The sequence below is a fragment of the Martinezella miluonensis genome (genome assembly GCF_900094545.1).
Taxonomy (GTDB): Bacteria; Pseudomonadota; Alphaproteobacteria; order Rhizobiales; family Rhizobiaceae; genus Rhizobium; species Rhizobium miluonense.
Map to the genome: position 1 here is coordinate 77779 of NZ_FMAH01000014.1, position 18299 is coordinate 96077.

Annotated in this window: 20 protein-coding genes; 13 read left to right on the forward strand and 7 right to left on the reverse strand. The window is 59.5% G+C overall.

All coding sequences use genetic code 11. The features are described from left to right. Positions 1–325: 325 nt before the first annotated feature. Both ggt and GA0061102_RS13985 read left to right on the forward strand, forming a co-directional pair. The gene (gene ggt, locus GA0061102_RS13980; protein ID WP_092848720.1) at positions 326–2068 is read left to right on the forward strand and encodes a gamma-glutamyltransferase; all 1743 of its coding nucleotides are present in this window, start codon (positions 326–328) and stop codon (positions 2066–2068) included. A gap of 353 nt (positions 2069–2421) precedes the next feature. After that, positions 2422–3876 (forward strand): MFS transporter, encoded by a 1455-nt coding sequence (locus GA0061102_RS13985; RefSeq protein WP_092848723.1) that lies wholly within the window; start codon positions 2422–2424, stop codon positions 3874–3876. Positions 3877–4079: 203 nt separating this feature from the next. Here GA0061102_RS13985 and GA0061102_RS13990 read toward each other — a convergent pair whose 3' ends face one another. Beyond that, positions 4080–4289, reverse strand: coding sequence for a cold-shock protein (locus tag GA0061102_RS13990; protein WP_034503699.1), 210 nt, complete (start codon positions 4287–4289; stop codon positions 4080–4082). 390 nt (positions 4290–4679) lie between these two features. Between GA0061102_RS13990 and GA0061102_RS13995 the strand changes: the two genes are divergently transcribed. After that, the gene (locus GA0061102_RS13995; RefSeq protein WP_245298009.1) at positions 4680–4973 is read left to right on the forward strand and encodes a hypothetical protein; all 294 of its coding nucleotides are present in this window, start codon (positions 4680–4682) and stop codon (positions 4971–4973) included. A gap of 121 nt (positions 4974–5094) precedes the next feature. Continuing rightward, positions 5095–6648, forward strand: coding sequence for a VOC family protein (locus GA0061102_RS14000; RefSeq protein ID WP_092848733.1), 1554 nt, complete (start codon positions 5095–5097; stop codon positions 6646–6648). Between the two features lie 73 nt (positions 6649–6721). Here GA0061102_RS14000 and GA0061102_RS14005 read toward each other — a convergent pair whose 3' ends face one another. Further along, positions 6722–7999 (reverse strand): L-fuconate dehydratase, encoded by a 1278-nt coding sequence (locus tag GA0061102_RS14005; RefSeq protein WP_092848736.1) that lies wholly within the window; start codon positions 7997–7999, stop codon positions 6722–6724. 41 nt (positions 8000–8040) lie between these two features. Then, on the reverse strand, positions 8041–9201 hold the full coding sequence (locus tag GA0061102_RS14010; protein WP_092848739.1) for a CaiB/BaiF CoA transferase family protein: 1161 nt from the start codon (positions 9199–9201) through the stop codon (positions 8041–8043). A gap of 231 nt (positions 9202–9432) precedes the next feature. Here GA0061102_RS14010 and GA0061102_RS14015 point away from each other — a divergent pair, with 231 nt between their 5' ends. Further along, positions 9433–9849: a carboxymuconolactone decarboxylase family protein gene (locus GA0061102_RS14015; protein WP_092848745.1), complete on the forward strand. Its 417-nt coding sequence runs from the start codon at positions 9433–9435 to the stop codon at positions 9847–9849. 54 nt (positions 9850–9903) lie between these two features. On the opposite strand, the gene GA0061102_RS14020 is transcribed toward GA0061102_RS14015, so the two are convergent. Beyond that, entirely contained in the window at positions 9904–10293 is a 390-nt protein-coding gene (locus GA0061102_RS14020; protein WP_092848756.1) for a BRA0787 family protein, read from the reverse strand. Between the two features lie 339 nt (positions 10294–10632). Between GA0061102_RS14020 and GA0061102_RS14025 the strand changes: the two genes are divergently transcribed. The 4 genes from GA0061102_RS14025 (at position 10633) to GA0061102_RS14040 (ending at position 14045) form a co-directional block, all read left to right on the forward strand. Beyond that, positions 10633–11130, forward strand: a complete 498-nt coding sequence (locus tag GA0061102_RS14025) for a cupin domain-containing protein (protein ID WP_092848891.1) — start codon at positions 10633–10635, stop codon at positions 11128–11130. Between the two features lie 211 nt (positions 11131–11341). Next, positions 11342–12190, forward strand: coding sequence for a MetQ/NlpA family lipoprotein (locus GA0061102_RS14030; RefSeq protein WP_092848763.1), 849 nt, complete (start codon positions 11342–11344; stop codon positions 12188–12190). 123 nt (positions 12191–12313) lie between these two features. Then, positions 12314–13399 carry a methionine ABC transporter ATP-binding protein gene (locus tag GA0061102_RS14035; protein WP_092848766.1) on the forward strand — a complete coding sequence of 362 codons (1086 nt, stop codon included), beginning with the start codon at positions 12314–12316 and terminating at the stop codon, positions 13397–13399. Next, positions 13389–14045, forward strand: a complete 657-nt coding sequence (locus tag GA0061102_RS14040) for a methionine ABC transporter permease (protein WP_092848768.1) — start codon at positions 13389–13391, stop codon at positions 14043–14045. Before GA0061102_RS14035 ends, GA0061102_RS14040 begins: the two co-directional genes overlap by 11 nt. A 63-nt stretch (positions 14046–14108) precedes the next feature. Here the strand turns inward: GA0061102_RS14040 and GA0061102_RS14045 are convergent, their stop codons facing one another. Beyond that, entirely contained in the window at positions 14109–15140 is a 1032-nt protein-coding gene (locus tag GA0061102_RS14045; RefSeq protein WP_092848771.1) for a hydroxyacid dehydrogenase, read from the reverse strand. 55 nt (positions 15141–15195) lie between these two features. Next, the gene (locus tag GA0061102_RS14050; RefSeq protein ID WP_092848773.1) at positions 15196–15891 is read right to left on the reverse strand and encodes a DNA-3-methyladenine glycosylase I; all 696 of its coding nucleotides are present in this window, start codon (positions 15889–15891) and stop codon (positions 15196–15198) included. 259 nt (positions 15892–16150) lie between these two features. On the opposite strand from GA0061102_RS14050, the gene GA0061102_RS14055 reads away from it, so the two are divergent. The 4 genes from GA0061102_RS14055 (at position 16151) to GA0061102_RS14070 (ending at position 17875) form a co-directional block, all read left to right on the forward strand. Next, positions 16151–16411, forward strand: a complete 261-nt coding sequence (locus GA0061102_RS14055) for a DUF982 domain-containing protein (protein ID WP_092848781.1) — start codon at positions 16151–16153, stop codon at positions 16409–16411. A 253-nt stretch (positions 16412–16664) separates the two neighbouring features. Then, positions 16665–16922: a DUF982 domain-containing protein gene (locus GA0061102_RS14060; protein ID WP_092848784.1), complete on the forward strand. Its 258-nt coding sequence runs from the start codon at positions 16665–16667 to the stop codon at positions 16920–16922. A 323-nt stretch (positions 16923–17245) separates the two neighbouring features. Further along, positions 17246–17500, forward strand: coding sequence for a DUF982 domain-containing protein (locus GA0061102_RS14065; RefSeq protein WP_092848789.1), 255 nt, complete (start codon positions 17246–17248; stop codon positions 17498–17500). Between the two features lie 123 nt (positions 17501–17623). Next, a complete protein-coding gene (locus GA0061102_RS14070) occupies positions 17624–17875 on the forward strand; it encodes a DUF6074 family protein (protein WP_092848797.1) in 252 nt (83 codons plus the stop codon). 5 nt (positions 17876–17880) lie between these two features. Here GA0061102_RS14070 and GA0061102_RS14075 read toward each other — a convergent pair whose 3' ends face one another. Further along, a complete protein-coding gene (locus GA0061102_RS14075) occupies positions 17881–18207 on the reverse strand; it encodes a hypothetical protein (RefSeq protein ID WP_092848800.1) in 327 nt (108 codons plus the stop codon). Between the last annotated feature and the right edge of the window lie 92 nt (positions 18208–18299).

The window sequence follows — 18299 nt, forward strand, 5'->3', positions numbered from 1 at the left end:
CAACGCAATACAACTATCTTGCCCGAAGACGCCCTAAAATAGATTCAACTAATAAAAGAAATATTACAGATGCCGGGTCGTCAACTGCTCTTGCGCCTCGGGAAGAATGGAATTGATCCAACGCTCGCATCTGCTCGATTTGACGCGCTTCCGCAGCGCATTCGACATCGGCAGCACCAGGCCCCGTGAGAGCCTGCACATCTGTTACCGGCTCTCATCGCAACGGCGCCCTCGAAAATTTGCAACTGAGGATATCGCCATTTCCGCCGGGGACGCCATTTCAAGGATGGGCTACGTTCCCAAGCCAATAATGTGAGGCATTATCATGCGCCATTTCCGCCATCGAGCGATTTCGTCGGTGACCCTGCTCACCTTTGCCCTCTTCTCCGTAACAGCCAGAGCCGCCGCGCCGCCGCCAGTCGAGGCCGAACATGGCATGGTCGTCACGGCGCAGCATCTCGCCACCGATGTCGGCGTCGAAGTGCTGAAAAACGGCGGCAATGCCGTCGATGCGGCCGTTGCCGTCGGCTATGCACTGGCGGTGGTCTATCCGACCGCCGGCAATATCGGCGGCGGCGGCTTCATGACCGTCCGCATGCGGGATGGCAAGACGGACTTCCTCGATTTCCGCGAGCGCGCACCGCTGGCAGCCAAGAAAGACATGTATCTCGACGACAAGGGCAATATCGTCAAAGGCGCAAGCACCGATGGCTATCTCGCCGTCGGCGTGCCGGGCTCGGTCATGGGCCTCGAAACGGCCCGCGAGAAATACGGGACGAAATCCCGTCAGGATCTCATCGCGCCGGCCATTCGCTACGCCAAGGAAGGCTTCACGCTGAACCAAGCCGATGCCGCAGAACTGAACGAAAACAAGGATTGGCTTTCCCGCGATCCGGCCGCCGCCGCGATCTTCACCAGGGCGGACGGAAAGCCCTTCGCGACAGGTGACAGGCTGATCCAACCGGATCTCGGCAACGCTCTCTCCGGCATTTCAGATCAAGGACCGGATGGTTTCTACAAGGGGCCGGTCGCCAACGCCATCGTCAAGGCAAGCCAGGACAAGGGTGGCATTCTCGCGAACCAGGATTTCGAGCAGTACAAGGTCCGCGAACTCGAGCCGGTTAAGTGCGACTATCGCGGCTACCAGATCATCTCCTCGCCGCCACCTTCTTCTGGCGGCGTCATCATCTGCGAAATCCTCAATGTATTGGAAGGCTACCCGCTGTCCTATACCGGCTACGGCTCGGCCGACACCGTGCACCTCATGGTCGAAGCCATGCGCCATGCCTACGTCGACCGCAATTCCACGCTCGGCGATCCCGATTTCGTCGACAATCCCGTCAGCAAGCTGTTGGACAAGGATTATGCCAAAAAGATCCGCGACAGCATAGATCCCTACAAGGCCGGCGTCTCCAAGGATCTGATGCCGAAAGGCCTCGGCGAAAGCCATGAGACCACGCATTATTCCATCGTCGACAATGACGGCAACGCAGTCGCCGTCACCTACACGCTGAACGGTTCCTTCGGCGCCGGCGTTGTCGCGCCCGGCACGGGGATCCTCTTGAACAACGAGATGGACGACTTCACCTCCAAACCCGGCGTGCCCAATCTCTACGGCCTGGTGCAGGGCGAGGCCAATGCCATCGAACCGAAGAAGACGCCGCTGTCTTCCATGAGCCCGACGATCATCGCCAAGGATGGCAAGCCCTTCATGGTGATCGGCAGCCCGGGCGGTTCGCGTATCATCACCATCACGCTCGAGGCGATCATCAACGTCATCGATTTCGGCATGAACATTCAGGAAGCCATCGACGCGCCGCGCATCCATCATCAATGGCTGCCGGATAAGGTCTACATGGAGCCGCATGCGCTTTCGCCCGATACGATCAAGCTGCTGGCCGGCATGGGCTATACGGTTCAGGTCGATAAGGATTGGCCGATCTGGGGCCAATCGGCCGGCATCCTCGTCGGCGGCAAGAGCCTCAGCGATATCGCCAAGGGCGGTGGTGCCCGCTACAACGGCGCCATGGACAGCCGTGCCGGCTCCGGACTAGCGGCTGGTTACTGATAGCGGCGCGCCTGTCGACTCAATGAATCAGGCCGGTGCCGCACACGGCGGCGCCGGTCTTTTGACATCCAAATGCCTGCCGAAACGAGCACATTATCTTACGCCGCAAAACCAACCGTGAGCATTTCAGCGCCATATTGCGCTATTCATTCACTTCGCGTTCATTTGCCGCTGCGTTCACGCTTATGTGAGCCATTTTTTCCATTCCGATCAATAGGATTTGCGATTTCTGATATGGCATTCGCGTCCGAGCGGGAGTATACAAGCGGCCGTTCAAATAGGCCTTCGCGCCGTGACCAGACTTGCGGTTCTGTCTTAGGACCCCACCGCACCATCGAGAGCGATCCCCGACAATGTCGGATCAGATATTCCAGGCCGCCCCCACCCGGCGGGCCGCACCGAATTTTCGTGTAGTAGCACTTATCGTAGCAAGTGCGATGTTCATGGAACAGCTTGACGCGACCGTGCTCGCAACAGCCCTTCCGACCATGGCAAGAGACTTCGGCGTCAGCGCGCCGGCCATGAGTATCTCGCTGACGTCATACCTTCTCAGCCTCGCAATCTTCATTCCCGCAAGCGGCGCCATCGCCGACCGCTTCGGGTCGCGTACCGTCTTCCGATCCGCCATCGCGGTTTTCGTTCTCGGCTCGCTTCTGTGCGCGCAGGCGCCAAACCTGTTCTTCCTCGTCCTTGCACGACTGCTGCAGGGTCTCGGCGGCGCGATGATGCTGCCGATCGGCCGTCTCGTGCTGATGCGTAGCGTCGCCCGCAAGGACATGGTCAATGCCATGTCCTGGCTGCTGATCCCCGCGCTCATCGGCCCCATCCTCGGCCCGCCGGTCGGCGGCATGTTCGTGACCTATCTCGACTGGCGCTGGATCTTCTACATCAACGTGCCGATCGGCATCATCGGCTTTATCCTGGTGACGATGTTCATCGAGGAGGTGAAGGGGCCACGCATTGGCCGCTTCGATCTCTCGGGCTTCATCCTCTCGGGTATATCGCTGGGTTCGCTGCTCTTCGGCTTCGAAATGTCGAGCCGCGAGGGCGAAGGCTATCTCGCTATCTTCCTGATCTCGATCGGCCTTCTGTTTGGCATCGCCTATCTGCGCCATGCCCGCAAGCATCCTTCGCCGATCATGGATTTCTCGCTGATGAAGGTGCCAACCTTCCGCACCTCGGTTATCGCCGGTTCGCTGACGCGCATCAGCCAGGGCGCCCACCCCTTCCTGATCCCCTTGATGCTGCAGCTCGGCTTCGGCCTTTCGGCGGCCGCAGCCGGCCAGATCGCCATTGCGACCGCGCTAGGCTCCATGGCAATGAAACCCTTCCAGGTTCGCATCCTGCGCACCCTCGGCTTCCGTACTGCCCTCATCATCTTCGGCCTGATCGGCACGCTTGGCTATGGCCTATGCGCCATCTTCAAGCCGGATTGGCCGCTGCCGGTCATCTTCGTGATCCTGTTCTTCTGCGGCTTCTTCATGTCGTTCCAGTTCACGGCCTACAACACGATCGCCTATGACGAGATCGAGCGCGACCGCATGAGCATCGCGACCAGCTTTTACTCGACCTTCCAGCAGCTGATGCTTTCACTCGGCATTTGCGTCGCCGCCCTTGCTCTGCATGGCTCGACGCAGTTCCTTGGCCATGCGAAGCCCAAGATGGTCGACTTCTCAGTCGCCTTCATCGTCGTAACGGCCATTGCGCTTCTCGCGGTGATCTGGAACGCCAGCTTCTCGCGCACAGCCGGCTCCGAGATCAGCGGCCATCGCCGCAAGTCGCTGGAAGACACCCTCGGCGAGCATTGAACTGGCTCAAGCTGCCCCTGATGTAAAGTCAAGAAAAAGCGCCTATCATCTCTCAACGCTTCGATCTCGACGAACGGCTTTATCCGCCCTGCCGAAGCAGGGATGAGGACAAAACAAAAAGGCCGGGTCAACCCGGCCTCTTCCTTCATTGTCTCAACGATCTATGCCGGCACATCCGTGGACAAAGACCGGAAACAAATGGCTTACATGGCTTCCAGCTGATCAGCCGACATCTTGCCCGAACGCTTGTCCTTGACAAGCTCGTAAGAGATCTTCTGACCATCGCGCAGCGTGCTCATGCCGGCGCGCTCAACGGCTGAAATGTGCACGAAAACATCCGTCGCGCCATCATCGGGCTGAATGAAACCAAAACCCTTGGCTGCATTGAACCACTTTACAGTACCTGTGCTCATAACGATGACCTTTCAATCACTCATACTAAGATACCAATCCAGGTAACCTCCGGATGGCAGTCGACCGATTTTGGGAGGTAAGTTCGTCAATGTCGCACGGAGTGCATCGAGGCAAAGCTCATTCACAAATATCGATGGCTAATTTGTATCCGATAAGCACACCCTTCACAAGTAGGAACATCTAAAGTATCAGAAGGTTGGACGGCTCGCCTGAAAATGGCATAGGCGACGTCGACCGGTATCGCAATTTAAGATTGAATATCAACAGCCTTACCTTTGGGCCTCCTCTCCTCTTGCCGCGGACGACGACAGACTTCTATCGCTAATGCAGGGCGTCCACCGCCAAAGGATGAGATTAACGTCTTGTACATGTGGCCGATGAGCTTAGGCTTGAAGCCAATACCGATACCTATACGAGCCCAGGAGGCCAGTATGACGCCACCGAATAAAGACAGCCTGTTTGGCTCCAAAAAGCAGGCGCCGTCAGCGAAGGCCGATCACCTCGATTCCACGGTCAAGGAAATTCTTGCCAGCGAGCATTCGATCCGCGAGAGAAAAACAGCTCGCCTGCGTGAGCTTCGTCTTGAGAAGGAAGCGTCGCAGTCGCCGCCTGAGCCCAAGACAAAATCCAAGCGAAAGACTGCAAAAACATCCGGAATGGGCGAAACCGATTCTGGCAAGTAGCGTAACGCGACAAACGACGTTGCGCTTTTTGTGAACACTGCCTCCACGGACTGCGCATTGCATTGAACAATAGCCGCGGCCTAAATAGTGACCAGAATGAAATAACAGTCTGGAGCATCCCATGGTCGCCGGCATCCATCACATCACGCTGATCACCCGCAAGGTACAGGCGAATGTTGATTTCTACGTCGGCTTCCTTGGCCTGCGCCTCGTCAAGCGCACTGGCGGCTTCGAGGACGCTACGCAGCTTCATCTCCTTTACGGCGATGCCACCGGCTCGCCCGGCTCGCTGATCACTTTTCTCGTCTGGGAAGACGGCTCTCCCGGCCGCGCCGGCGTCGGCCAGGTCGGCGAAATCTCGCTCGCGATCAATCCGACGAGCATCGGCTTCTGGCTGACGCGCGCGCTGACGGCCGGCCTCAAGCCGGAAGGCCCTTCCGAGGAATTCGGCGAGCCGGTCCTGCGATTGAAAGATCCGGACGGCGTCATCGTCAAGCTCGTGGGAACCACGACCTTGCAGGCGGCGGCTCCGTGGACGGTCGACACCATTCCGCAGGAACACGCCATTGCCCGCATCCGTGGCGCAACGCTGTTCAGCGAAACGCCCGAGGAAACACAGGCGATCCTGATCGATCACTTCGACTACCGGCCGCTGGCTACCACCGGAGCGGTCAGCCGGCTCGTCTCGGCACCGGGCGACATCCTCGATATCCGGGATGCGCGCGGCTTCTGGGCAAGCGCGCCGGGCACTGGCACGGTCGATCATGTCGCCTTTCGTGCTACCGATGATGCCGAGTTGCAGTCGGTTCGCACCGCGCTGCAGGCGATCAATTCCTGGCCGACGGCGATGCATGACCGCAAATATTTCCGCTCGCTCTACGTCCGCGAGCCCGGCGGCATCCTGTTCGAACTCGCCACGGACGCACCGGGCATGCTAATCGATGAGGACGAGGCGACGCTTGGCACGCGCCTCTTTGCCCCAAGCGACAGTCCGGCACTTCTGGCCGAGTTGAACGTGGTGTTGCCGCAGTTCTCCATGCCCGGCGAACCGCGCGTCATCTATCGCGATCTGCCCTTTATCCATCGCTTCTTCACACCCGAGCAGCCGAACGGCAATATCTTCATTCTGCTGCACGGCTCCGGCGCCAACGAAACGACGATGCTGCCGGTCGCCCACAAGATCGACGCCGGCGCAACATTGCTCACGGTGCGCGGCCGTGCACTCGAGGAAGGTGCGCCACGTTGGTTCCGTCGCAACGGGCCGATGTCCTTCGATCAGGCCGATATCGCCAGCGAGGCCGAAGTCTTCGCCGCCTTCATCGATGGCGCGATCCATGCCTACGGGCTCGATCCGGACCGCATCGTCTATATCGGCTATTCGAACGGCGCCAACCTGCTGAACGCCATGCTTTCGCTGCACCCGCACGTCATCCGCCGCGCCGTGCTGCTGCGCTCCATGACCGCTCTCGAAAATCCGCCGGCGGCTGATATGTCAGACGCGGAAGTACTCGTTGTTGCTGGCGAGAAGGATCTATATGGCCCTTACGCTCAGCCGTTGGCCGAGCGCTTGCGTGAAGGCGGCGCCAAGGTCGAGCTTGCGACGGCGCCTGCCGGTCATGAGTTTGACGATGCCGACGTGCCTGTCATCCAGGCATGGTTGAACAAGTCTGCCTGAGGCGGATCTTCTGAGCATGAACGACAAAAGCCCGCCGGATGGCGGGCTTTTGCTTTGATCGACACGGCTGGGCTCAGCCCTTGAACGTATATTCGGCGATCGATTCCGGCTTCATCTCGATCGAGAAGCCCGGCAGGCTCGGCGGCATATAGGCGGCATCGTGAATGATGCAGGGATCGATGAAATGCTCGTGCAGATGGTCGACATACTCGATGACGCGGCCGTCCTTAGTGCCTGACACGGCGATATAGTCGATCATCGACAGATGCTGCACATATTCGCAGAGACCAACGCCGCCGGCATGCGGCCAGACCGGCAATCCATACTTGGCGGCAATCAGTAGCACCGCCAGCACTTCGTTGAGGCCACCCATGCGGCAGGAATCGATCTGCACAATGTCGATCGCGCCCTCGGCGATGAACTGCTTGAACATGATGCGGTTCTGGCACATTTCGCCCGTGGCGACCTTCACCGGGCCGATAGCCTCGCGGATCTTGCGGTGTCCGGCGACATCGTCCGGGCTGGTCGGCTCTTCGATGAAGAAGGGCTTGGCGAAGGCAAGCTTGCGCACCCAGTCAATCGCCTGATTGACTTCCCAGACCTGATTGGCGTCGATCATCAGATAGCGGTCGGGACCAATCACCTTGCGGGCAATGGTGAGGCGGCGGATATCATCCTCGAGATCGCGGCCAACCTTCATCTTCACATGATTGAAGCCGGCGTCGATCGCCTCCTGGCACAGGCGGCGCAGCTTTGCATCGTCATAGCCGAGCCAGCCGGCCGATGTCGTATAGCAGGCATATCCCTCGCGCTCGAGCGTGGCGATACGGTCAGCCTTGCCGGCCTCCGCCTTCCTGAGGATCGCGACGGCCTCGTCGCGAGTGAGCACATCAGTCAGATAACGATAGTCGACAATATCGGCGATCTGCTCCGCATCCATCTCCGAAACGAGGCGCCAGACGGGCTTGCCGGCCTCCTTGGCCAGCAGATCCCAAACGGCGTTGACGACCGCGCCGGTCGCCAGATGCATCGCGCCCTTCTCCGGGCCGATCCAGCGCAACTGGCTGTCGCTGGTCAGATGTCGCCAGTATTTGCCGGGGTTTTCCAATACCGTTGCGAGCTCCGTGCCGACGACCAGATGCCGCATCGCCTTGATCGCCATGCAGCAGATGTCGTTGCCGCGGCCGATGGTGAAGGTCAGGCCATGGCCGGCAAGGCCCGGCTTGTCGGTATCGAGGATGACATAAGCAGCCGAATAGTCCGGATCCGGATTCATCGCATCCGAACCGTCGAGGCTCTGCGAAGTCGGAAAGCGCAAATCGAAAACGCGAAGATTGGTGATGCGCGTCATTGGAAAACTCCTTCTATATCCATCGGCGACCTCGCGACCCCTCAACCGAGGTCGAACTCCTCCCAGAGCGCCGCATTATGCTCGCCAACGTGCGGGGCCGCACGCTCGAATTTCGGCCGCTGCCCATCGATGCGGATGGGTGAGCGGGTGGTATGCAGGCTGACGCCATCATCGCGCCCAACCGTCTGCAACATGTCGAGAACGCGAAAGCCTTCGCTGCCCAGAAGCTCCGGCCAGTTCAGCACCCTTGCACACCAGATATCGGCAGGTTCGAGGATCGCGAGCCAGTCGTCGAGGTTTCGGGTAGCAATGCGCGCCGCGATCAGCGCCTTGATGTCATCGCGCGACGTGAACCAGCTCTTCGGGTCGTCACGATAGGGCGCCAGTTCCTCCATGCCGAGCAGATCGGCAAGCTTGGAAATCGGCGTCATGGCAATGGCGAGATAGCCGTCGGCGGCAGGGTAGACGCCATAGGGCGCCGAGAGATAGGCGTGAGCGCTGCGAACATGCGAACGCTCAGGCAGCTTGTGGCCGCCATTCATATGGACACTCAGCACTTCGACCTGAAGATCGACCAGCGCCTCGAGCAGGCTGGTTTCCACCAGTCCGCCCTCGCCCGTCACGCCGCGCCGCACCAGCGCCGCAAGAATGCCCTGAGCAGCAGCCGCACCCGCCAGCATATCGCCGATCGCGAGGCCGAAAGGCACCGGCCCCTGCCCCTCGTCGCCGTTCAGCCACATGACGCCGGAGCGCGATTGGGCCAGTAAATCCTGCCCCGGCCGCGAAACCCACGGCCCCTCTTCGCCGTAACCGCTGATCGAGCAATAGACGAGGCGCGGATTGAGCTTGCGCGCGGCTTCATAATCCAACCCCAGCCGCTCGATCACGCCCGGGCGAAAGTTTTGCACGAGAACGTCGGCCTTGGAGATGAGCTTGCGCAGCGCACTCATGTCGCGCTCGTTCTTCAGGTCGATCGCTAGGCTTTCCTTGGAGCGATTGATCGCGTGGAAGATCGTTGAATCGCCGTTCTCGTGGTCGCTGAGATAGAGCCCGCGCGAGAGATCGCCGCCAGTTGGGCGCTCGATCTTGATAACTCTTGCGCCAAGATCCATCAACCGCAGGGTGCAATAGGGACCTGACAGGAACTGGCTCATGTCGACAACGACCAGCCCGGCCAGCGGCAAGTCCTTCTTCAACGCCATTAATATTCCCGCTCCCCTGACATTACCCCGGCAAACGCGCTTCTCCGCCCCGGCGGTCACTCTCGCTGCCGAAGTTCACGTCGGCCTCAATCTTCTTATGTGAATAGTATTTTCACATATGGATGGAATTTGCAAATGAAAAGAGGGAGGATATTCGTCGGCCTCTTCGCCTACGCCCGAGGAAAATGCGCTATGCTTCCGCAAGATCAGCTTGTTTAACGGAGGCGGAAGATGGCGACGGTCAAATTGCTCGACGATGCGGAGGCGGAAGCGATCCCGGCGGTCAAGGCGGTGTTCGACGATATTCGTGCGGTCCGGAAATCAGATTTCGTCAATAATTTCTGGCGTGGCCTCGCCAACGATCCAGCTCTGCTCAAGCGCACCTGGGAGGGCTTGAAGGCGGTCATGATGGCGGAAGGTCCGCTCGATCCGCTGGTGCGTGAAATGATCTACATCGCAGTCTCGACCGCCAATGGCTGCACCTATTGCATCCACTCCCACACCGCCGCCGCAAAAGCAAAGGGCATGACGGATGCGCAGCATGCGGACCTGCTTGCCGTCATCGGCCTTGCCGGCCAGACGAACCATCTTGTTACGTCAATGCAAATTCCAGTCGATCCCGAATTCGAAGTCGGCCACCGCAGATAAAGCAAAAGGCCCGCAGGCGGGTGCCGGCGGGCCTTCGATCATCGACCGCCTGTCTTAGCGATCAGTCTTTTCCGTAGCCCCGGCATCTGCGGCCATGGCGGCGACATTGAGGCCGTTGTTCACGGCGAGCAACCTCTTGCGAACCAGCACGCCCATGACGCGCGCCGCGGTCGAAAATGTCATCGTATCCAGCGGACCTTCGCCCTCCCAGGGCTTGGTCAGCCGCTCGGTCACGGCCGAGACGATATTGTTGGGCACGATGTCGGTGCATTCGCGCATGGCTTCGAAAACGACGCTGATGGGCACGATGCGCCCTTCGAACGTCACGATCGGTTCGGTGACTTCGTTGTCCCATTCCTCAAAGGCATAGAGCGCCTCACGGAATAGCTGCTGCAGAGTGATGGGGGCATGACCCTCATGAAGGGGCGGCAAGGCATTCGACATGTCTGTCTCCTTTCAATTGGAAGTCCGGCGCATGTATGAAACTCGATGGTCTCCGCGGAGACCCAGGCGCTGCTTCTTCAGTTTGGCGCGCCCCGAACGCAATCAATTGGGGTCAAGCGGCGCGGCAAACCATCTTCTGACCGGCGCAACGCGGGAGACACACAAAATGTTCCCACCGGTCATTTAACTTGATCAAGTCTATAGATTAATCTCGACTTGAAAAGCCTAATTAATAATTTCTAAATTTATCTTTATCTTTGAATGGCTTCACGTAGACTAAAATAGCGTCTGATGGCCGGAGGGCATACGAATCCCTTCCAGAATGGTGAAAGGAAGATCATGTGCGGCGATCATGAACATGGGCATGAACACAGCCACGATCACCGACCGATCGATTGGCGCGAACATGGCGTCAAGATCATCCCCGGCAACGCACTCGATCCGAACACGGCCCAGACTCCGGGCATGAACCGGGCGACCGCGATCAACCACGCCCGCGCCGGCGCGGAGAAGATTTGGGCCGGCACTGTGACGATCCATGCTAATGCCAAGACTGGCGCTCACCACCACGGCGATCTGGAAAGCATCATCTATGTCGTCAAAGGCAAAGCGCGGATGCGCTGGGGCGACAATCTGGAATTCGTCGCCGAAGCAGGCCCTGGAGATTTCATCTTCGTGCCGCCATTCGTGCCGCATCAGGAAATCAATGCCAGCCGCGACGAAACGCTGGAATGCGTATTGGTGCGCTCCGGACAAGAGCCTGTCGTGGTCAATCTCGATATCGAGCCGGTGGAAAAGCCAGAAGAGGTCCTCTGGAAAGACCCCATCCATCGCTAGTCTGCACAATCTTTAGGCAACAACCTCATTTGCCGCATAGATAATCCACAATATTTGTGGAAAATTAATTTCCGCTTGCACATCGAACTGAAAGAGTTTTTCAGAAGTGCAGTGCACAACGCATGATCCTGCTTCGCAGCATGAACACGCGTCTGAGATGATCTGGCCGTCAACGAGAGAATAATCTCGATCATCAGGAACAGGATTTCCCATGACTGAAAAGCTCTTCAAAGGTTTGGACGCGCTGCGCCTTTCCCGTCGCGCCGGCCTTGCAGCCATCCTTGCATCCGCTGTCGCCGTTTTCGGCTGGACGGCCACCGCCACCCCATCTTTCGCTGCGGACAAGACGATCAAGGTCGGCATCATGAGCGGCGAGGATGAAGACGTCTGGCGCGCGGTGGCCGCCGAAGCCGCCAAGAAGGGTCTGAAGGTCGAAACCGTCGTCTTCAACGACTATACCCAGCCGAACGAAGCTCTGGAGCGCGGCGAAGTCGACGCGAATGCGTTTCAGCACAAGCCCTACCTCGACAACCAGATCAAGCAGCACGGCTATCACATCGTGATTGCCGGCTATACCGGCATCTGGCCAATCGGCCTCTACACGAAGAAGTACAAGACCGTGGCAGAGCTTCCGAAGGGTGCCGCCATCGGCGTGCCGAACGACCCGTCCAACGAAGGCCGTGCGCTTCTCGTTCTGCAGCATGAAGGCGTGATCAAGCTTAAGGACGGCACCGGCATTCTCGCCACGACCGCCGATATCGCGGAAAATCCGAAGAACGTCGAAATCAAGGAACTGGATGCCGGCATTCTCGGTCGTTCGATCGACGATCTCGATGCCGCAGTCGTCAACACCGACTGGGCGCTGAAGAGCGGCCTGACGCCGAAAGAGCGCATCGCGCAGGAGCAGATCGACGGCAACCCATACCGCAACTTCATCGCCGTCAAGCAGAGCGACGAGAACGCTCCCTGGGTGAAGACCTTGGTAGCGGCCTACCAGAATGATATTGTGAAGGCCGAGTTCGACAAGGTCTACAAGGGTACGGGCCAGAGCGCCTATTGATAACCGGACAGCGCTAGATGGCGCTGAGCGGCAAGGCGGCCGGGGTTATTGCCCAGGCCGCCTTTGGTGTTTACAGCGCAGCCTCAACTCGCGCCGCACCCAAAAGAAGATCGGGAAGCAGACATGAATTCCTTCACTCCAGCCACGTCTATCGATGGACAGGCGCCGCCTGAACGATCATCAGGCGATGAGATCGTCCGTCTGGTCGATGTCCGCCGCCGGTTTGGAGCGACGCCCGCGCTCGACGGCATTTCGCTGACGGCGCGCCGCGGCGAGATCGTGGGCATCATCGGCCGCAGCGGCGCCGGCAAGTCGACGCTCATCCGCTGCCTGAACGGGCTGGAACGTGCCGACAGCGGCGAAATCCACATCGAAGGCCGCGATATCGCACGTCTGTCGGAGAAGGAACTGCAGCCGCTGCGCCGCCGCATCGGCATGGTCTTCCAGCACTTCAATCTGCTTTCCTCGAGGACGGTCGAAGAAAACATCGCGCTGCCGCTGAAGATCGAGGGCGTCGGCAAGGCCGAACGATTGCAGCGCGCCCGCGAACTACTGGAACTCGTCGGCCTCGCCGACAAGGCGAAGGCCTATCCTTCTGCCCTGTCCGGCGGCCAGAAGCAGCGCGTCGGCATCGCCCGCGCTCTTGCGGCTCGGCCTGCCATTCTTCTGTCGGACGAAGCGACGTCGGCCCTCGACCCGGAAACCACCCGGTCCATCCTGGCTCTTCTGAAGGATATCAACCGCAAGCTCGGCCTGACGATCCTGCTCATTACCCATGAGATGGAAGTGATCCGCTCGATCGCCGATCGCGTCGCGGTCATCGACGCCGGTAGGATCGTCGAAGAGGGTTCGGTATGGACTGTTTTCGCCAATCCGGAAACAGAGATTGCGGCAAGCCTGCTCAGCGGCGCCCGTCCGCAGCTTCCCGAGCATATCGCCGCCCGCCTTTCCCCGTCATCGGGCACCGAAGCCATCCTCAGCGTCGATCTTGCCGGCCCTGCTGCCCAAGGCGCGCTCTTTGCCGAGCTTTCGGCCGCGCTTCCCCGGTCTTTCCGGCTGGTCCACGGCGGCATCGACCATATCCAGAACCAGCCCGTTGCCCGCTTCTTCGTCGCGGTGCCGACGCGCGACGCAACCTTGCCGGCGCAGGTCAGTGATTTTCTGAAAGCCCGTTCCGCCCGGGTGGAGGTTCTAGGCTATGACAACTGATGTAATCCTCGGCCTGCTCTGGCGCTCCTTCTGGCAAACGGTCTGGATGACGGGCGCATCCGGCTTTCTCTCGCTGGTCATTGGCCTGCCACTCGGCCTCGCTCTCGTCGTCACCAGCCGTGGCGGCATCGCCGAACAGGGTTCAATCAGCCGCGTTCTGGGCGTCTTGGTCGACGGCTTCCGCGCCGTGCCTTTCGTGATCCTGCTCATCGCCTTGATTCCGCTGACGCGTTGGATCGTCGGCACTGCACTCGGCACAACGGCCGCGATCGTGCCGCTGACCATCGCCGCCATCCCCTATTACGCACGCGTCGCCGAGGTCTCGCTGCGCGATGTCGATCGCGGCCTGATCGATGCCGTACGTGCCATGGGCGGCAATCGCTGGACCATCGTCCGCGAGGTGCTGATACCGGAAGCTATGCCCGGCATCGTCGCCGGCTTCACCGTAACCATGGTGACGCTGATCGGCGCTTCCGCCATGGCCGGCACGATCGGCGGCGGCGGCCTCGGCGACCTCGCCATCCGCTATGGCTACCAACGCTACGAAACGAACGTCATGATCGCCGTCGTCATTATCCTGATCATTCTGGTCTGGGGTATGCAATGGCTGGGCGATCGCCTCGCCACCCGGCTCGATCGCCGCTAGTCCTGTTGATGCAAATCCATTCCCTGCGCAGAGAGACGCTGCGCCGGGAACGGAGAGCTTTGATCAGTTGCGCGTCACCGGCTTCGACCGCATGCGCGACACCGTCTCCCGCTCCGCGCGCTTGCAGCGCATCGGCGGCAGGCCGCGATCCATCAGATCCATATCCTCCAGCACCATATCGCCCATCTTCTTGAAGGCGCTGTCGAGCGCGCCGGCGCGATGGGCCGAGCGGAGGAAGCCCTTGAGCTTGCGCACCGGATGATCCTTGCCGAGCGGCTCCTCGGGATAGACATCGCTCGCCGCCACGATATGGCCCGAGGCGACTGCGGCCATCAGCGCATCGAAATCGACGACGTCTGCACGGCTGAGGAGAATGAAGGCCGCTCCCTTGCGCATCCCCGCGAAAGCTTCGGCACCGAGAAAACCCTTGTTCTCACTGGTGACGGAGGCAACCACGAAAATGAAATCGCTGCCGGACAAGACTTCGTCCAGCCCGGCGGGCTGCACGCCATGCTCCCTGAGGATCGACGGCGGCATCCACGGATCGAACACCCTGATATTGGCGCGGAAGCCGGAAAGCACCCGGTTCAACGCCTTGCCGAGATCGCCGAAACCGACAATGCCGATGTCGCTGCCCGAAATCAGCCGGGCGCTTGCATTGCCGTCACCGCCCCAAAGCTCTCTGCCCTCACGAAAATCCAGATCGGCATCAGCGATGCCGCGCGCCAGGCTCAGCGCAAATCCAAGCCCGATCTCGGCGACCGGCTCGGCAAAGACCAGGCCCGTGGTGACGACATGAATGCCGCGCTCGAAAAGCACCTCGTAAGGCATGTTGTTGATGAGGTTGCTCTCGACGTTCAGGATGCAGCGCAGTTGCGGCATGCGATCCAGCGTTTCCTTCGACAAAGGCGGCTGGCCGATGATGTAACGCGCCTCGCCGAGCACCGCGTCGCCAAGTCCGGCGATATTTTCCGGGTCCGCCTCGACAAGGCGGTACTTCGAATGAAGGAGCGACAATGCGTCCCTGGTGAAGATAAGCTCAAGCGAGCGCGGTTCCGGCGCGCTGATGGCCAAGTGTCTGCTGTCGGTCGTCATTCCGTTCCTCCCTGTCTTGGGGCGAGATCCAATATCATTCGATAGACGAGATCAATCAGGCCTCGTCCTCTTCTCCCGGCATCCCAACGGAGAAGGCACAGATGCGCGAGAGATGGGTGAGCGGCAGGCCCGTCTCCGCATGCCAGGCATTGAACTGATCCTGTATCAACCGCAGATCCTTCTTGGTCGGCTTGCTTTCGGAGATCGGCACGCCGGAAAGCCGCAGGCAGACGAGAACGTCATGGCTCATGACGAAGCTATCGCGGCCGATTGCCCGCAGCAGATATTGCCCGGTCATGCCGCCAAGCCGGTTGGCCTGTTTGTCCAGGACGGCAAGCAGGCCGATCTGATCTTCCAGCGGCCAATCGGCAAAGAAGCGGCCGGCACTGCCGTGCTCGTCTGCAACCCGGCGGACGAACTGCGCGTTGGCGCGCACCGACATGATCTTGGCGCCGTTGCGGATAACGCGCGTATCCGAGGTCAAATCATGCCAATAATCATCCGGCGCGAGATTGAGAAAGGCGGGATCGAAGCCGGAAAAGGCAGCTTCGAAACCCGGCCATTTGGCATCGATGACGTTGCGCACGAAGCCCGCGTAGAAGATATAGCGCGTCATCTCCGACAGAATCCGATCGTCAGGCAGGGTCCGCAGCGCGTCATGGCTGGGCGCCTTCGGCATCAATGCCTTCAGCCCGCCCGCGCCGCCCTTGCGCTTCTCCGCCCGCTCCTTGATCTCCGCAAAGCTTCCCATGCGTTTCTCCCTTCGACTGCGCTGTGCACCAAGTCTTTTACGATCCGGCGCCTATGCGCAAGGGGTCGGCAAGCGCGCATGTGCCTAGCGAAAACACGGCATGAAAATCAACGATTCCAAAGTTGATCGGACCGCCGCTTGAAATGGCCTGACGGCGATTGAAACAACCCCGGACTGCACCAGATACTTTCATGAAATTAACTTGAGATTTCACACATCGTGGCGTTAATTCGGCGGCATCGGATCGGAGCCTCGTACCATGAACAACAAAGACTGGAACTACCCCATCATGGTTATCTGCAAGCGTACCGGAAAGGTCTATACGGTCGCGAGCACGAAGGAAGCGCTGGACATGCTGCTCAACGCGTGGCCTGTGGCGGAAGGCAAGGCATTTCTAATGGCCCTGCAGGTCTGCGCCGACGTCGAAAGCGGCCATGGACAGTCGCTGGAAGCCCGCAACAGCTTCCTGGCGGCTGCGATGGAAGCCAGCGTTCCGGTCGAAATCCCGGCGATCCAGTAGAAATTCTTCCCGAGCCAGACCGTGCTCCAGACAACTCCATAGGACCATGGCCGAAGTCACCGCGGGCGCGACGCGTTCGATGATTGGAGCGGAGCAATCGCCCCATAATCGTCGCACGCATCGCTCCGCCGTCAGCCCACTTGAAGCTTGCGGCAGGGTTCAATCCGATCAGTGCCCGTTTAATTTTCCGAAAAATTTCGAAACCTTTTCCAGCGGCGGGAGTTTGGGTAGCGATGTCGGAGCACTATAAAAAATGAATATGACTGTTAGAGCCAGCTATGTCCGCTGGTCCGAGCCCGTTTATCTGCGCATCGGCTATGGGATGCCCGAAACGATAAGAAGTCCGAAAGAAGCTCTCAACCACCTCCTTTTCCGTTGGCCAACGATCCGGGGCGAGAAATACCAATCAGCAGCGAATCTCTGCAGTGCTGCAAACGGAAATCCGTTTCTATGCGAGCAGGCCAGGAAGATATTCGTTGAAGCCTGCGTCGAAGCAGACGTGCTGGATTAGGTCCGCCTGCAAAAACTCGGGCAAGCCTGAACAGATTAGGCGCTGTTTGCATTGGGCCGCGCTGCATGATGCTGACGGCTAGCCCTGCTTCGCTCGCAAGCCGGCGCCTCAAGCGAGCAATAGCCATCCATAGCGCATAGCCGCCAACGAAATCCGGAGCCGGCGAGCACAACTATGTGTATAGTTGCAGGAAACGGCTGACCATTCCGCCGTCATCGGCGTGCAACCGAAAACAGCCGTACCAACGCCGGGCGAGATCGCGTGCCATTCGGAACGCTTCTTGCAGGCTTACCGGAGCATTTACGTTTCGGAGGTAACGCGTTTTGAAACGAAACACTTTACGGCCATTTCCGGCTGTCACGCTTGTGCTGGGAGAGAACGGCAATTATCGCCGCGTCAATTCGGTACACCAGGTTGCGGAATTGCTGCTGCAACATTGGCCGGTCGAAAGCGGCGAAGAATATGTTGCCGCAGTACGCGTGTGCCTTGAGGCCATGCTGGGTGCCGCCCCACCTGAAGCGGCAAGGGAGGCCTTGATCCGGGCTGCCGCCGAGGCAGGTATATCCGTGATGCAGTGAAATCGCCGCGCCGCGCCGCAAGCAATTGGAATCTAACAAGAAGCAATTCACCTTTTGTGAACCACTGCCAGCGATTGTGCCAACAAAGGCAAGGCGATTCGCCTCGCCAATGACGGAGAGATTATGTCGCTTTTAGCATTCCCGGCCGACAGACGTACCAGCGACATCAGACGCTGCGCCAAGGCCCTGCAGCAACTCAACGGCGAGGAAGCCAATCGTTTCTGGCGCTCGGAAATGGCAAGCTTCGCCGCGACATTGACGGAGCAAGGAATGGACGCCGACGAGATTTCGCGTCAAGCAGCACTCTTCATGCATGCGGTTCAGATGGAACTGCAGCTCGCCTTTGCGATTGACGAACTCAACGCCTCCGCCTGAGGCCGCTATTTCGGCAGCCGGCAGAATGCGATCGACTTGTCGCCGCTCGTCGGCGACTTGATCTGCACAGTCCATTCCCCGCCGGGAAAATGATATCCCTTGGACGCGGCGACGCCTGCGATCTGCATGCAGGCTTTCCGAGCATCGGCGGTCGGCAAGTCGATCGTCGCCGTAAGCGCGTATTTCCGGCTGGAAACCTGGCACGGCGCCGTGAACAAGCCGGTATTGTCTATCATCTTGCAGACCCGGAACGCATTGCTCACGGGATCATCGGCAGCCATTGCAGAACTGGCGACCACCAAAACAGTGGCCACCGCCAAAAGTCGTTTCATTGAAAACCCCGTTCCCCAGTGCAGCACGCTGCCAGAGCGTGTTTCGTCTTGCAAGACGTGCCGCGCGGATTTGCGGTGGCTGTTTGAAAATA